The sequence below is a fragment of the Flavobacterium mesophilum genome, from assembly GCF_039581405.1.
Lineage (GTDB): Bacteria > Bacteroidota > Bacteroidia > Flavobacteriales > Flavobacteriaceae > Flavobacterium.
In genome coordinates, this window is record NZ_JBCPXZ010000001.1 from 480,720 (window position 1) to 495,005 (window position 14,286).

General features: G+C 33.0%; 16 protein-coding genes. 7 read left to right on the forward strand and 9 right to left on the reverse strand.

Translation table 11 applies throughout. The annotated features are described in order from the left end of the window. Window positions 1-783 precede the first annotated feature (783 nt). The 4 genes from AAYQ19_RS01930 to rpsF form a co-directional block, all read right to left on the reverse strand. Window positions 784-1,257, reverse strand: coding sequence for a DUF6495 family protein (locus AAYQ19_RS01930; RefSeq protein WP_343533275.1), 474 nt, complete (start codon window positions 1,255-1,257; stop codon window positions 784-786). Window positions 1,258-1,389: 132 nt separating this feature from the next. Continuing rightward, window positions 1,390-1,830, reverse strand: a complete 441-nt coding sequence (gene rplI / locus AAYQ19_RS01935; protein ID WP_132990432.1) for a 50S ribosomal protein L9 — start codon at window positions 1,828-1,830, stop codon at window positions 1,390-1,392. Window positions 1,831-1,898: 68 nt separating this feature from the next. Next, window positions 1,899-2,195 (reverse strand): 30S ribosomal protein S18, encoded by a 297-nt coding sequence (gene rpsR, locus AAYQ19_RS01940; RefSeq protein WP_002987043.1) that lies wholly within the window; start codon window positions 2,193-2,195, stop codon window positions 1,899-1,901. 5 nt (window positions 2,196-2,200) lie between these two features. Then, window positions 2,201-2,542 carry a 30S ribosomal protein S6 gene (rpsF, locus tag AAYQ19_RS01945; RefSeq protein ID WP_068842999.1) on the reverse strand — a complete coding sequence of 114 codons (342 nt, stop codon included), beginning with the start codon at window positions 2,540-2,542 and terminating at the stop codon, window positions 2,201-2,203. 178 nt (window positions 2,543-2,720) lie between these two features. On the opposite strand from rpsF, the gene AAYQ19_RS01950 reads away from it, so the two are divergent. Beyond that, entirely contained in the window at window positions 2,721-3,419 is a 699-nt protein-coding gene (locus AAYQ19_RS01950) for a LytR/AlgR family response regulator transcription factor (RefSeq protein ID WP_026729423.1), read from the forward strand. On the opposite strand, the gene priA is transcribed toward AAYQ19_RS01950, so the two are convergent. From priA to nadC, 5 genes are all read right to left on the reverse strand, one after another. Then, window positions 3,416-5,866, reverse strand: a complete 2,451-nt coding sequence (gene priA / locus AAYQ19_RS01955; RefSeq protein WP_343533284.1) for a replication restart helicase PriA — start codon at window positions 5,864-5,866, stop codon at window positions 3,416-3,418. The two genes, AAYQ19_RS01950 and priA, sit on opposite strands and share 4 nt — an antisense overlap. 28 nt (window positions 5,867-5,894) lie before the next feature. Continuing rightward, on the reverse strand, window positions 5,895-6,641 hold the full coding sequence (gene bla-B1-FLAV / locus AAYQ19_RS01960; protein WP_343533286.1) for a subclass B1 metallo-beta-lactamase: 747 nt from the start codon (window positions 6,639-6,641) through the stop codon (window positions 5,895-5,897). Window positions 6,642-6,652: 11 nt separating this feature from the next. Beyond that, window positions 6,653-7,081, reverse strand: a complete 429-nt coding sequence (locus tag AAYQ19_RS01965; protein ID WP_343533288.1) for a DUF2147 domain-containing protein — start codon at window positions 7,079-7,081, stop codon at window positions 6,653-6,655. A 2-nt stretch (window positions 7,082-7,083) separates the two neighbouring features. Beyond that, window positions 7,084-8,007: a YihY/virulence factor BrkB family protein gene (locus AAYQ19_RS01970; RefSeq protein WP_343533290.1), complete on the reverse strand. Its 924-nt coding sequence runs from the start codon at window positions 8,005-8,007 to the stop codon at window positions 7,084-7,086. A 71-nt stretch (window positions 8,008-8,078) separates the two neighbouring features. Next, window positions 8,079-8,936, reverse strand: a complete 858-nt coding sequence (nadC, locus tag AAYQ19_RS01975) for a carboxylating nicotinate-nucleotide diphosphorylase (RefSeq protein ID WP_343533292.1) — start codon at window positions 8,934-8,936, stop codon at window positions 8,079-8,081. Window positions 8,937-9,117: 181 nt separating this feature from the next. Between nadC and AAYQ19_RS01980 the strand changes: the two genes are divergently transcribed. The 6 genes from AAYQ19_RS01980 to AAYQ19_RS02005 all read left to right on the forward strand — a co-directional run bounded on the left by AAYQ19_RS01980 (window position 9,118) and on the right by AAYQ19_RS02005 (window position 14,137). Continuing rightward, complete coding sequence (locus AAYQ19_RS01980; protein WP_343533294.1) at window positions 9,118-10,218, forward strand: DNA alkylation repair protein; 1,101 nt, start codon at window positions 9,118-9,120, stop codon at window positions 10,216-10,218. A gap of 299 nt (window positions 10,219-10,517) precedes the next feature. Next, window positions 10,518-11,399: a pirin family protein gene (locus AAYQ19_RS01985; RefSeq protein ID WP_343533295.1), complete on the forward strand. Its 882-nt coding sequence runs from the start codon at window positions 10,518-10,520 to the stop codon at window positions 11,397-11,399. 2 nt (window positions 11,400-11,401) lie between these two features. After that, window positions 11,402-11,797, forward strand: a complete 396-nt coding sequence (locus AAYQ19_RS01990) for an OsmC family protein (RefSeq protein WP_343533297.1) — start codon at window positions 11,402-11,404, stop codon at window positions 11,795-11,797. Between the two features lie 5 nt (window positions 11,798-11,802). Continuing rightward, the gene (locus AAYQ19_RS01995) at window positions 11,803-12,087 is read left to right on the forward strand and encodes a GNAT family N-acetyltransferase (protein ID WP_343533299.1); all 285 of its coding nucleotides are present in this window, start codon (window positions 11,803-11,805) and stop codon (window positions 12,085-12,087) included. A gap of 236 nt (window positions 12,088-12,323) precedes the next feature. Then, complete coding sequence (locus AAYQ19_RS02000; RefSeq protein WP_343533301.1) at window positions 12,324-13,739, forward strand: adenosine deaminase; 1,416 nt, start codon at window positions 12,324-12,326, stop codon at window positions 13,737-13,739. Between the two features lie 95 nt (window positions 13,740-13,834). Further along, the gene (locus AAYQ19_RS02005; RefSeq protein ID WP_343533303.1) at window positions 13,835-14,137 is read left to right on the forward strand and encodes an antibiotic biosynthesis monooxygenase family protein; all 303 of its coding nucleotides are present in this window, start codon (window positions 13,835-13,837) and stop codon (window positions 14,135-14,137) included. The last annotated feature ends 149 nt before the right edge of the window (window positions 14,138-14,286 follow it).

Below are 14,286 nucleotides of genomic sequence, written 5' to 3' on the forward strand. Positions count from 1 at the left end.
TTAAAAATAAATACAACAAAACATTATTTGTTAACAGAGTCTCCGATTGGGACCTAAAAACAAATTAAAAATAATATGAATAGATTTTTGGAACAAATCCAAAGTTGAATACAATGAAACTTTGTAGGCGAATTTTAAAGCTAAAAATAAGCTTAAAATTAAAGTAAGAATAATTTGAACACTTAATGCAAATTTGATGAGAGTAATTGTCAATTCCATACGCATATTAATTAAGTTACTTAAAAAATAATAACGATAAACACTTTTGGTTCAAAATTCAAAACGTTAAACAAAACAATTCAAAAATGGGGGCATTTTCTAAAACCGAGTTATTTTGTTTAATCTTTCTGTATCAAAAATAAAAAAAATAAAATCAAAAAACAATCTAAAATTCTTATTTTTTTTCAGGATCAAAATTACAAAATGTCTCAAAAAGCACAAATACATAAGAAAAAACACCGTTTTTACTAGGAAAAACAAACTTTATGAAGTGCATTAAAAAGACGTTTATTTAACGTTAATTTTTTATTACATCATAAAAAACTTACAAATATATCATTTCAAACGTTGTAGTTTTAACACCAAAGCCGAACAGCCATACGATTCTTGCGATTTTAATACAAAAATCTTAAAATATTGACAAATCCGAAATAAACACGTAAAACTACGTGTCCAAAAAAAAATTAAAGATTAAACAAATGTTAAAAAAATAAAAAAGATTAAACAATCTACATACAAACTGTTTAATCTTTTTTAATTAAGAATTTTACTTATTCTGTCTGATTATGACTCAATAATCGAATTAATTTGTTTGAACAATTGTCCATCGCTTAAAAAAGCTCCTTGTTGAATTAATTCGAAAATTGAAGAATTTCGATCATCAGTAAAAACTTTTTTACCTACTTTCATTTCTATTGTTTCAGTGAACATATTGTCACTCAACCACTGCAGACCTTCTTGTGTTAAGAAATCAGTTTCAGGAACCAGCGATTTCAACACAATTGACTGAACATAAGTATCAAAACACTGAAACAAGAAAATATGATTTTTAGAAAAATGCTCCAAAAATTCAGCTCTGCCCAAAACCCCTTCCCAAATCAAATCTGAAAAAACATCCAATTCTTGCTCAGCAACTTCTGGTTTATTGAGCTTAAGGGAATCCCACTCTGCTTTATCAATTGCTTGTGTTGCTAAAAAACTTGCAAATTCTGCATGTAATTCATCAAATTGCTCTTTTGTTAATCTTGCATATTTCATTTCTTCCTGCTTTAAGCTTTAAGCAATAAGCCATACGTAAACTATGGACAAACACTTAAAGTCTGATTTATATTTTATTATAAAAAAAAATCCCGACTTACATCGGGATTTCTATATAGATTTTAAAAACTATTACTTTTCAGCAACAATTTCGTAAGCTAACTCAACGATTACATCTCTGTGCAAACGAACTGTAGCATTGTATTTACCTAAACGTTTTACAACACCACTAGTGATGAATTTTCTATCGATAGCATTACCAGATTTCTCTAAAGCTTCAGCGATATCGATGTTAGTGATAGAACCAAAAAGTTTCTCTCCACCAGCTTTTGCAGAAAGTTTAATTTCAAGAGCTTTCAAAGTTTCAGCTAATGCTTTAGCATCAGCAACAATTTTAGCTTCTTTGTGTGCTCTTTGTTTTAGGTTTTCAGCTAAAACTTTTTTAGCAGAAGGAGTTGCCAATGTAGCGAATCCTTGAGGAATCAAAAAGTTACGTCCGTAACCTGGTTTTACAGATACTACATCATCTTTAAATCCTAAGTTTTGTACGTCTTGTTTTAAAATAAGTTCCATGTTGTTGTCCTTAAATTTTAGAAGTTAGGTTCTGCAAAACAGAAACCAGCGACTAGAGTTTTTTTTAATTATTTTAATAAATCGGCCACGTATGGCATTAAAGCTAAGTGACGAGCTCTTTTTACAGCTACAGAAACTTTTCTTTGGTATTTTAATGAAGTTCCAGTTAAACGACGAGGAAGAATTTTTCCTTGCTCGTTAACGAATTTCAATAAGAAATCAGCATCTTTATAATCGATGTATTTGATTCCTGATTTTTTGAAACGGCAATACTTTTTAGTTTTGTTAGTTTCAATGTTTAAAGGCGTTAAATATCTGATATCTCCGTCTTTTTTTCCTTTTGCAGATTGTTCGATTGTAGACATAATAATTACGCTTTAGTAGATTTTAATTTTGCTCTTCTTCTCTCAGCCCATGAAATAGCATGTTTGTCTAAACTTACAGTTAAGAAACGCATAACTCTTTCATCACGTCTGAATTCAGTTTCAAAAGCTAAAAGAACTTCTCCAGCTACTTTGAATTCGAATAAGTGATAAAAACCACTTTTTTTGTTTTGGATTTCGTAAGCCATTTTTTTAAGCCCCCAATCCTCTTTCGATACCATTTCAGCTCCTCTACTAGTAAGAAATTCTTCAAATTTCGTTACTGTTTCCTTCACCTGAACCTCAGATAAAACGGGATTTAAAATGAAAACAGTTTCATAATGATTCATAAATAAAAAATTTATTTGTTAAAATTGGGTGCAAAAGTAAGCATTAAATTTATATATCCAACATTTTTTTGCTTTTATTCGTCATACCGCAAAAAATACTCGCTCATTTTAGTTTTTTTTCCAAAAAAAATAATACATTTACTACTGCTATCCTGAATTTATTCTAAATTTAAATGTTATGAAACTAAACTGTGTTGTTGTAGATGATAGTTCTATACAAAGGACGATTATTGCAAAATTAGTTAATAATCACCCAGGTTTGCACTTAATCGGGGACTTTTCTAATGCAATAGAAGCAAAAAGCTGTATCTCTTTAAATAATATCGACTTAATATTTCTTGATATCGAAATGCCTGTAATCAATGGGTTTGACTTCCTTGACGGACTAAAATCAAAGCCTCAAATTATATTCATCACTTCTAAAGCGGAGTATGCTTTAAAAGCTTTTGACTATGATGCTACTGATTATCTGCAAAAACCAATTGCTGTGGATCGATTTAATGCTTCTGTCAAAAGAGCAATCGATATGCACTTGCTTAAAAAAGAAGTCAAAGAAGAAGAAGGCGAACATATTTTCATCAAAAGTAATCTTAAAAAACTTAAAATTTTTACTGCAAAAATCAAATGGATTGAAGCTTTTGGAGATTATGTAAGAGTGGTTACTGAAGATGACAGCAATCTTGTGCTTTCTACAATGAAATCTTTTGAGAATGATTTATCAAAAGATAAATTTATCCGAGTGCACAAATCTTATATCATTAATATTGATAAAGTAGAACGCTTCAACAGCAAGTTTGCCGAAATCGGAATTACAAAAATTCCTTTAAGCCGAAACAAAAAAGAAGATTTAGTAAAAGCATTGTCAACATCGTCTTAATAGAAATCGACATTAACGGTAACTTTTATTGATCTATACTGTGCGACAGCTTCAAAACTATTCAACATTTTCTGAATCGTTTTTTTCGTATTTCCTAAATGAAGATTTTGCGGAATCTTAATTAATATCGTTCTGATATACTCGTTCCTAATCCTGCTTATTGCCGGCTCTTCTGGCCCCAAAACCGGCATAGTCAGATTTTGGCTCAAAACCTGATACAACCACATTGACCCTTCTTTCAAGCGATCAAAGTCGCGATGCTTCAAAGTAAGCTTTATGATACGGAAATATGGAGGATATCTATAGATTTGCCTGTCATACAACTGCTCCTTATACATACCTATATAATTATGGTTTGTAACCTGCTGAATAGTATTATGATTTGGATTGTAAGTCTGTATAACTGCTTTCCCTTGTTTTTCTGATCTTCCGGCTCTTCCAGCAACCTGAGTCATCATTTGAAAACTGCGCTCAAAAGCTCTAAAATCGGGATGATGCAACATATTATCGGCATTCATGATTCCCACCAAGCTTACATTTTCAAAATCCAAACCTTTGGCAAGCATTTGCGTTCCAACCAAAATATCAATCTCACGGTTTTTGAAATTATCTATTATCTTTTCAAAACCAAATTTGCCCCTTGTGGTATCTTGATCCATTCTAGCAGTTTTGGCTTTCGGAAAAAGCGATCCTAATTCCTGCTCTATTTGTTCGGTTCCAAAACCTTTTGTTGTCAAATCGATACTCGAACAATTGTGACAATTAGAAGGCTTTGCAATAGAATAACCGCAATAATGGCATCTTAACTGATTCTTATGTTTATGATAGGTCAAACTCACGTCGCATTGTTGGCAATGTGGCACATGACCGCATCGCAAACATTCCATAATAGGCGAATACCCTCTTCTATTTTGAAACAAAATAACTTGCTCGCCCAAAGACATTGCTTCTGCAATTTCATCAATAAGGACATCACTAAAATGACCTGTCATTCTTTTTCTAAAATGTTTGTCTTTTAAATCAACCAAAACTACTTCTGGCAAACGAACATTTTTATAGCGCTCACTAAGTGTTACTAGACCGTACTTATCGTTTTGTGTATTAAAATAGGTTTCAATACTAGGTGTAGCCGAGCCCAATATCACTTTTGCTTTATGAAAATTAGCCAAAACAATTGCTGCATCTCGTGCGTGAAATCTTGGCGCTGGATCAGTCTGCTTAAAAGTTTGCTCGTGCTCTTCGTCAACAATCAACAATCCCAAATCATTAAAAGGCAAAAACAAAGACGATCTCGCTCCTATTATAATTTGAGCTTTTTCCGAGTTCTCAAGTGTTTGTCTCCAAACCTCAACTCTTTCATTATTATTGTATTTCGAATGAAAAACAGCAACTTTGTCTCCAAAATGAAAACGCAAACGAGCAACTAATTGTGTGGTCAGCGCAATTTCAGGAAGCAAATACAAAACTTGTCTTCCGGTCTGTAAATATTCTTCAATTAATTTGATATAGATTTCTGTTTTTCCGCTTGAGGTCACTCCATGAAGCAGACAAACTTCTTTCTCAACAAAATTTTCTTTTATTGCTTTAAAGGCATTTTCCTGCGCGTCACTTAACTGTAGTTCGTTTTCTGATTTTTCCCCATTAAAAGTAACTCTGTCATGTTGCAAAAAATACTCTTCAAAAATTTCTTTTTCAACCAAAGCCTTTACAACTGCCGGCGAAACATTTGAAAACTCAGTCAGTTTTTTTACCGTGATGGGCTTTTTTTCAGAAGCACTAAGCTGAAAAAATGCCAAAACAATTTCTTTTTGTTTATTGGCACTTTTTAAAACTTCTAGCAGTTCTGCCAAACCAGTTTCAGATTCATATTTAGAATGTAATTTCACATATCGAATCAATTTCGGTTTGTAGCTTTCTTTTATTTCTTCTTCTAAAACAATAATATCTTTACTTATTAATTTTTGAAGAACGGGAAGAATATTTTTTTTGTTTAAAATAGAAGCAATTTCCTGAACCTTCAATGAGCTTTGGTGTTGCAAAGCTTCATAAACCAAGAATTCATCATCTGAAAGTTCACTGTCATTTACCAAAACCTCAGGTTTGTGCGAGACAATAGTTTCGCTCTCTAACAATAATCCGCTTGGAAAAGCATTGCGGTACACATCGCCAATGGCACACATGTAATAATTAGCCACCCAAAGCCAATGTTTGATTTGGATTTCGGTAGCAATTGGTTTTTCATCTAAAATTTGATGGATTTCTTTGGCTTCATATAATGTTGGCGCATTTTCATGAATATCCAAAACCAGTGCCGTATATATTTTGTTTTTACCAAAAGGCACCGCCACACGCATTCCTTTTTTGATAAAATGGAATTCAGCCTCAGAAATACTATACGTAAAAGTCTTAGCTAAGGAAAGTGGTAAAATAACTTCGATGAAAAACATGCAATAATTTTAAATTTGATTTGGAAAATTATTTTTTCCCTAAAGATTCTTTAGCGAGATATTCATCCACTAATTTTTGAGTATGATTTAAAGATTCTATGTTGGTCCAATCGTCATGACCGGGAATAATATATTTAGGTTTTTTAAATTTTGCCTGTACTTTTAAAATAGATTTTTTCCATTCTTTCACATCAGCATCCCCTAAATATCCTAAATCTGCTGCTTCTGCACTTTTGATAAAACAACCTCCATAAAATACTTTTTCTTTTGGAAACCAAGCTACAATATTATCTGGCGCATGGCCTTTTCCCGGATAATAAACCTCAAAAGTATATTGTCCAACTGTAAAAGTTTTATCATTTGGAATTATAAACGCTGATCTTGGTTCATTTTTCTGTTTCAGAATATCATCTGTCAACTGAATTGAATATGTTTTTATTCCTTTTTTTCTGAAAAATTCAAATCCGCCAGCGCGATCATCATGTGAATGCGTTGCAAAAAGCATCACGACATCTTTATTGTGTTTCGCTTTTATACTGTCCAACAAAGGCTGAAACTGTGTTTTATCCCAAGGCGCATCAAACAAAACAACACCTTTATCTGTGACCAGATACATGGCATTGGCAGAAATCATCGTTCCTTTATAATCATGAAACGTTTTATAAACATAAAAGTCACCCGTAAGATGACTTATTTGTAATGGCGAATTCTTAGTTTGCCCAAAAGCAATTGAAAAAATCACTAAGAATAAAACTATCGAAGCTAATTTTCGCATTTATGATTTGATTAGTTTTTTATGCGTGTCCAGTATTGTGTTCTTCCCATTAAAGAAATTCCAACATATCCACGAAGTTTCAATTTATCAGCAGATTCTAATGTGATGTAACATTTGTATTTTTTTCCGTTTGTTGGATCCAAAATAGTTCCGTCGTTGTACTCGTTTCCGTCTTTTTTAAGACCATTAATAATAACCATTCCTAAAATTGGTTTGTTTTTTTCGGCACCGTCGCATTTACTGCAAACATCTTTTTTATGGTTTTCACGAAGTATTTCTACCACTTTGCCATAAATCTTTCCAGATTTCTCATAAACCTCTACGATTGATTTTGCTTCTCCAGTTTCATCATCTATTGTTTTCCATTTTCCAATAACACTTTGCGCCTGCATTGTCATCGCGAAGAAAAAAACACCAATAGTTAACATCCAATTTTTCATACTTATTTATTTTTTTTTTGTTTTAATTTTCTGATTGTAGCGTTCAATTCGAACCCTAAAAGCAGAATCATACAGTTTATCCAAATGTAGAACATTAGAATTAATAATGTCCCAATTGAACCATAAAGTTCGTTATATTTTGAGAATTTTATAACCCAAATCCCAAAAAAGAACGAAGATATAACAATTAAGATGGTCGTAAAAACAGATCCGATGCTAATAAACGGCACTTTATTATACTGTTTTGTACCATAACGCAATAATATTGAAGATGTTATCAAAATCATTAAAACAACAAACAAATATCGGCCCAAAATGATCAACGGAATTCGGTCACTAAGCACATCTTGAATAATTGTTTTCTGAATAAAGACCTCAAAAACGACAATTGTTGCCACCGTGACGAACAAAATCACAGTCATTACAAGTGAAATTGCCAGCGCTACTAAATATTGATGCAAAAATCCGCGTTTGTCAAAAACGTGTTTTGAAGATTCGAAACCGCTTAAAATCCCGTTAATTCCGTTCGCCATCAAAAATATGGACAGAAAAAAACCGGTTGATAATAATCCTGAGTGACTATTATTCAAAATATCGCTGATGATTTTACTGATTGCATCAAAAGTGTTTGGCGGAACGCTTTGTTGCACAAACTCTAAGAAATCTTCCTGAAAATTCTCAATTGGAATAAACGGAATCAAGTTCAAAATAAACAGCGCAAAAGGAAATAATGCCATAAAAAAGCTGAACGAAACCGCACTTGCATGATATGAAAATGCACCATCGATAATCCCGATAACATACATTTCGATCAAATCATAAAGCGAAAGACCTCCTAACCATGGCAATTTTATTCTCTTCAAAAGTCGGGCTAAAGAACGCACCACGGGTATTCTCTCAATCCGAGCTTCTATCTCTTGCGACATATTTTTTTGATTTTAGATTTTAGAGTTCAGAAAGCAAACTCATAACTTATAACTCAAAACTTATAATTCAATTAAAAAGCTTTCAAGCTCAAATCCATGTTGTAAACCGAATGCGTTAAAGCTCCTGATGAAATGTAATTTACGCCACAAAGACCATATTCACGGATTGTTTTTTCATTGATATTTCCTGAAGATTCTGTTTGGCATTTTTTACCAATTAAAGCTACAGCTTTTTTAGTATCCTCATAATTAAAGTTATCAATCAGGATTCTGTGAACGCCATCACTTAAAAGAATCTCGCGAATTTCATCCAAATTTCTAGCTTCAACAATAATTTTCAAATCTAAATTATTTGCTTCCAGGTAGTCTTTTGTTTTTTTAATAGCAAGCGTAATTCCGCCAGCAAAATCAATATGATTGTCTTTCAACATAATCATATCGTATAAAGCGTAACGGTGATTTTCTCCTCCTCCTATTTTTACAGCCCATTTTTCAGCCACTCTAAAATTTGGAGTCGTTTTGCGAGTATCTAATATTTTTGCACCCGTTCCTTCCAAAAGTTGCATCAAATGATTGGTCTTTGTAGCAATTGCCGACATGCGTTGCATTGTATTCAAAACCACTCTTTCAGCTTTTAAAATAGATTGTGAACTTCCTGAAACTTCGAAAACCACTTCGCCATATTCTACGCGAGTTCCATCTGCAATAAAAGTTTTTACTTTTAGCTTTGGATCAACATGTTCAAATATCATTTTAGCCAATTCAACGCCAGCAATTATTCCCTGATCTTTTACCAATAATTTTGCCTGACCGTGCGCCGTATCAGGAATACATGCAAGAGAGCTGTAATCGCCTGGACCAACATCTTCTCTAATGGCATTCGTAATCAAAAGTTGTAATTCTGCTTGAAATTGAGCTTCGCTTATCATTTTTCTGTTTTTAATAATATGCTAAATTAAAATATATTTTATGGATTTGAAAGTTTCCTTTTAATTTTAAACCATAAAAATTAACCCAAATTTTCCACAAAATAAGTTTTTATCAATAATAAAACTTAATTAAAAAAATCAAAGAACATTAAATACCTTTGAAGTTCAATCAAACAAAAATATGGGACTAATTAAAGATATATACTCTGTTTCTTTTTACGAAAAATTTGGTCAGGCTGTCGCCGAAGTACATCCTTCATTCAATAAACAAAAATTCATTGAAGCGATTTATGAAGATGATTTTGCACAGAAAGAATGGAAAGAACGAATGAAACATACAACAGTCGTTTTGCATCAATTTATGCCAGAAAATTTTCCTGAAGCCACTGCTTTAATTGATAAAATCATCAAAAACTTAAAGAAAAACAGTTTTACAGATGGCAATTTAGCGTTCATTTTCTTTGCCGATTATATCGAAATGTACGGTTTAGACGATTTTAAAACTTCCGCGAAAGCGTTTGTTTCCATTACCCAATTTATAAGTTGTGAATTTGCCGTTCGTCCTTTCATTTTAAAATATAAAGAGAAAATGATTGACGAAATGATCAAATGGTCTTTACACGAAAATCATCACGTTCGCAGATTAGCAAGTGAAGGTTCAAGGCCAAGATTACCGTGGTCAATGGCGATTCCGTTTTTGAAAAAAGATCCTACTTCTATTCTTCCGATTTTAGAAAACTTAAAAAATGATCCTTCTGAATATGTTCGTAGAAGTGTGGCCAATAATTTAAATGATATTGTAAAAGATAATCCGCAAATTGTACTTGAAATCGCTTCAAGATGGAAAGGTCATTCTAAAGAAACAGACGGAATCATTAAACACGGTTGCCGAACTTTATTAAAACAAGGACATCCTGAAATTTTAAGTCATTATGGCTTAGCAAGCACCAACATTGAACTTTCTTCTTTCGAAATCAAAACACCAACGGTTAAGATTGGAGATTATCTGCAGTTTCATTTTCATTTAAATAATAAAAACGAAGAACCAAAAACGATCCGTTTAGAATATGCCGTTCATTACAAAAAAGCAAAAGGACATTTGGCTAAAAAAGTCTTCAAAATCAGCGAGAAAATTTATCATCCGAATCAATTAACGAAGATTGAACGAAATCAGTCTTTTAAATTGATTACGACGCGTGTTTTTCATACTGGAATTCATCAGTTGTCGATTATAATTAATGGGACTGAGAGTGAAGTTTTGGAGTTTGAATTGGTGCATTAAAAAACACATTTTTAATTTATCACGCGCTTTAACCACCTAGTTTGTCATTCTGACGAAGGAAGAATCTTCACTAGAAACTCTACAAAGATTGGCGATATTCTTTGCAGAGCTACTTACGAAGATTCTTCCTTCGTCAGAATGACAAAATAGCGTGAATACTATTCTAAAAAGAGAAATTTGAACAATCATCAATTTTCCTTACTTTTATAGCTATTACAAAAAACAACTTTTCTTAATCTAAATTAAGTTACAGACACGCATCACAACTGTAATTTTGTTTTCAAATCAAATAATACCACATGTCAAATATCAGTTTAATTATCGAAGAACGTTCTGCCAACATTGGCAATTTTATGGTTGGAAGATTATTGCCTTTCCGTGAAAAAAGAGCCGTTGGGCCATTTGTATTTATCGATCATATGGGACCTGCACATTTAAGTGACCACGAAAATATGGACGTTCCTCCTCACCCGCATATCGGACTTTCGACACTTACCTTTTTATTTGAAGGAAGCATTATGCACCGTGATAGTTTAGGAACAGAATTAGAAATAAAACCGGGCGCTGTAAACTGGATGACAGCCGGAAAAGGAATCGTTCACTCGGAAAGAACTCCAGAATATTTAAGACATTCGGACAAAATGCTTCACGGATTGCAGATTTGGGTGGCGCTTCCAAAAGAATTGGAGCAAATGGATCCGAATTTCACTCATGTTGAAGCAGATGATATCCCAGCTTGGGAAGAAGATGGCGTTTCATACAAATTGATCGCCGGTGAAGCTTTTGGAAAAAAATCACCAGTTCCTGTTTATAGTCCGTTGTATTTTGTTGAGATTAAGAGTAAAGAAGCAAAGAAAATCAATATCGGACATCATTTATTCGGCGAAAGCGGATTGTATATTTTAGAAGGAAGCATCAAAAATGGTGAACATTCTTATGATCCAAGACAAATTTTGATTACTACCGAAAGTTCGCTTTGTGAGTTTGAAATTGCTGAAAATTCGACCGTTTATATTTTTGGTGGACAGCCATTTCCTGAAGAACATTTCATCTTTTGGAACTTTGTTTCTTCTGATAAAAATCTCATCGAAAAAGCAAAACAAGATTGGACAGCACAAACTTTCCCAAAAGTTCCAGGCGAAACCGAATTTGTGCCATTACCAGAACCAAGAATCAAATAATTATGGATACAATTTCAGCAAAAATAGAAACGCGTTTGTATCGCACGGAAATTACTTCTACAAGCGGAAATATTTTAATTTCAGATGAACCGCAATCATTAGGCGGGAAAAATTTAGGCTTAAATCCGACCGAACTTTTGGCATCGTCATTGGCTTCTTGTACATTGATTACTTTGCGCATGTACATTAATCGCAAACAATGGAACGTCGAAGAAATCAATATAAAAATTGATTTTGAAAGAGATTCCGACCGAAATTGCACCTCATTTACCCGAAAAATTGAAGTAATAGGTGAAGTTGACGACGAGCAAAGACGTAGATTAGAGACGATTGCAAACAGTTGTCCAATTCACAAAACATTGACACATTCAATAGAAATTAAAACCACACTTATATAAATACCATGGAAATTCAACAAATAAACGATACAAGAAGAGGCTATTTTGAAGCAATCGAAGACGGAAAAGAAGCTGGAAAAATGACATATACTTGGGCAGGAGATTCAAAATTCATTATCGACCATACCGAAGTTAGTCCAGATTTTAACGGAAAAGGTGTTGGCAAAAAACTGGTTATGGCGTCTGTAGAATATGCTAGAAATAACAATTTAAAAATTATTCCGCTTTGTCCTTTCGCGAAAAGCGTTTTTGATAAGGTTCCTGAAATACGTGATGTACTTTTTTCTTAAGGTGCTGAGATACTAAGGTGCTAAGATTCTAAGCTTTTTTTAACCGCAAGGCACGCTAAGAGTTACGCAAAGTTCGCAAAGTTTTTCCAGACAAAGCTTTGCGAACTTTGAGTTTATAGTTAGTCTAGCATGCAAAAAAAACCTTGCGTCCTTTGCGGTAAAATTCAACCCAACGAAATTCGATTTTAAAAATTCTCCAGAAAGTCGTATATTTGCGCGTAATTTAAACTTAATGTATGACAAGGATAATTACGCTTTTCTGTATTTTAATAACGCAAATCGGCTTTTCTCAATCAGCTGAGAGTTATTTAGAAAAAATCAGAAATAATGAGGCTCTCTTAACCGCTTTTTTTCAACAAATGCCTAAAGGAGGCGATTTACACCATCATTTTTCAGGATCCGTTTATGCAGAACCACTTTTAGAAAGAGCTATTGCGGAAGACTTTTATTTGAATCTGGAAACCTTGGCCGTTTCAAAAACAAAACCCGAAAAAGGAAACTGGGAAAACTTTTCATCTCTTGCAAACAAAGGAAAATTAGAGTATTACGAACAGCAAATCATGCAAACTTGGTCTATTAAAGATTATAATGGTTCTGTTCCTTCAGATGATCAATTCTTTGATTCTTTCATGAAATTTGAGCCAACTATCGCAGGTCATTTTGCTGAAGGAATGTTGGAACTTAAAAAACGTGCGATTGCCGAAAATGTACTTTATATCGAAACACAATTATCAACAATTCCCTGCGATATGAATGTTTCTGATTTGGCTGATTTTAATTCAAAATTGCGTCAGGCTTCTGCTCAAAAAGACGAAAAAGCAGTTTTAAAACTTTTAGATGACTTGTATAAATCACTTCAGAAAAAAGATGCTAAAAAATATGCTGAAGATTTCAATACTAATTTCATAGCCAAACTGCATAAAGATTTAAAAATGGATGATGAAAAATTCACCATGCGTTATCAAAATTTTGTGCTTCGTTTTATGGAACCTGTCGATTTATTCAAAAATTTAGTAATTGCCTTTATTTCGTCAAGCGAAAGCAAACTAACTGCAGGTGTAAATATCGTTTCTCCAGAACACGGAAAAACTTCTATGAAAGATTACTGGCTTCACATGGTAATGTTTAAATATTGCCACTCAAAATTTCCTGACGTAAAATACACGCTTCATGCGGGAGAATTGACTTTAGGTTTGGTTCAGCCGGAAGAATTGACTTGGCATATCAATGACGCGATTTATGTTGCCGGAGCAAATAGAATTGGTCATGGAGTTGATATTGCTTATGAAGCAAATTCGTATGATTTATTGAAATATATGTCTAAAAACAATATTCCGATTGAGATCAATTTGGCGAGCAACGAATTCATTTTGAAGGTAAAAGAAAACAGACACCCTTTTACACTTTACAAAGAATTTAATGTGCCAATTGTAATCAGCACAGACGATGCAGGAATTTTAAGGAGTAATATGACTGAACAATATGTTTTGCTAGCGAAAAGATATCCTGATGTTAATTACGAAACGATTAAAAAATACGTTTACAACAGCATCAATTACAGTTTTATTCAGGATGCATCGGTTAAAAAGCAATTATTGAAAGATTTAGACAACCGTTTTAAAACTTTTGAAGCGAAGTTTTCTAAAAATTAATTAAAATAAAAATCCGCCAAATCTGCTAAATCTGCGAGAGTAAAAAATTATTCTCCCGCAGATTAAGCAGATCGAGCAGATAAAATTCTCAAAATATGATTTTAGAAGGAGCATTTCTTTATGTAAAACCAGAATTAGCCTCTCAATTTGAAGCTGATTTTGTAAAAGCAAGTCAATATATCTCATCAATTGAAGGTTATTTAGGACATCGTTTGGAAAAATGTCTTGAAGTTGAAAACAAATACCTTTTATTGGTTGATTGGAATACTTTAGAAGATCATACTATTGGCTTTAGAACTTCTGAAGCGTATTTGGAATGGAAAAAGATTTTGCATCATTATTACGAGCCATTCCCAATTGTAGAACATTTTGAAACTGTTTTTGAAAATAAAAAATAGCATGGGAATTGCACGCAGATTTTACAGATTTCATCAGATCAGCGCAGATTTTCAGTGTATAGTATTAAAAAAAATCTGCCAAATCAGCTAAATCTGCGAGAGTGAAATTTTTCCCGCAGATTTTGCAGATCACTCAGATAAATTAAATT

What these genes read in the sequence shown, in the direction of transcription:
- AAYQ19_RS01930 (WP_343533275.1), bottom strand. Translation starts at nt 1,257, where the DNA reads ATGAAATATGCAAGATTAACAAAAGAGCAATTTGATGAATTACATGCA.
- rplI (WP_132990432.1), bottom strand. Translation starts at nt 1,830, where the DNA reads ATGGAACTTATTTTAAAACAAGACGTACAAAACTTAGGATTTAAAGAT.
- rpsR (WP_002987043.1), bottom strand. Translation starts at nt 2,195, where the DNA reads ATGTCTACAATCGAACAATCTGCAAAAGGAAAAAAAGACGGAGATATC.
- rpsF (WP_068842999.1), bottom strand. Translation starts at nt 2,542, where the DNA reads ATGAATCATTATGAAACTGTTTTCATTTTAAATCCCGTTTTATCTGAG.
- AAYQ19_RS01950 (WP_026729423.1), top strand. Translation starts at nt 2,721, where the DNA reads ATGAAACTAAACTGTGTTGTTGTAGATGATAGTTCTATACAAAGGACG.
- priA (WP_343533284.1), bottom strand. Translation starts at nt 5,866, where the DNA reads ATGTTTTTCATCGAAGTTATTTTACCACTTTCCTTAGCTAAGACTTTT.
- bla-B1-FLAV (WP_343533286.1), bottom strand. Translation starts at nt 6,641, where the DNA reads ATGCGAAAATTAGCTTCGATAGTTTTATTCTTAGTGATTTTTTCAATT.
- AAYQ19_RS01965 (WP_343533288.1), bottom strand. Translation starts at nt 7,081, where the DNA reads ATGAAAAATTGGATGTTAACTATTGGTGTTTTTTTCTTCGCGATGACA.
- AAYQ19_RS01970 (WP_343533290.1), bottom strand. Translation starts at nt 8,007, where the DNA reads ATGTCGCAAGAGATAGAAGCTCGGATTGAGAGAATACCCGTGGTGCGT.
- nadC (WP_343533292.1), bottom strand. Translation starts at nt 8,936, where the DNA reads ATGATAAGCGAAGCTCAATTTCAAGCAGAATTACAACTTTTGATTACG.
- AAYQ19_RS01980 (WP_343533294.1), top strand. Translation starts at nt 9,118, where the DNA reads ATGGGACTAATTAAAGATATATACTCTGTTTCTTTTTACGAAAAATTT.
- AAYQ19_RS01985 (WP_343533295.1), top strand. Translation starts at nt 10,518, where the DNA reads ATGTCAAATATCAGTTTAATTATCGAAGAACGTTCTGCCAACATTGGC.
- AAYQ19_RS01990 (WP_343533297.1), top strand. Translation starts at nt 11,402, where the DNA reads ATGGATACAATTTCAGCAAAAATAGAAACGCGTTTGTATCGCACGGAA.
- AAYQ19_RS01995 (WP_343533299.1), top strand. Translation starts at nt 11,803, where the DNA reads ATGGAAATTCAACAAATAAACGATACAAGAAGAGGCTATTTTGAAGCA.
- AAYQ19_RS02000 (WP_343533301.1), top strand. Translation starts at nt 12,324, where the DNA reads ATGACAAGGATAATTACGCTTTTCTGTATTTTAATAACGCAAATCGGC.
- AAYQ19_RS02005 (WP_343533303.1), top strand. Translation starts at nt 13,835, where the DNA reads ATGATTTTAGAAGGAGCATTTCTTTATGTAAAACCAGAATTAGCCTCT.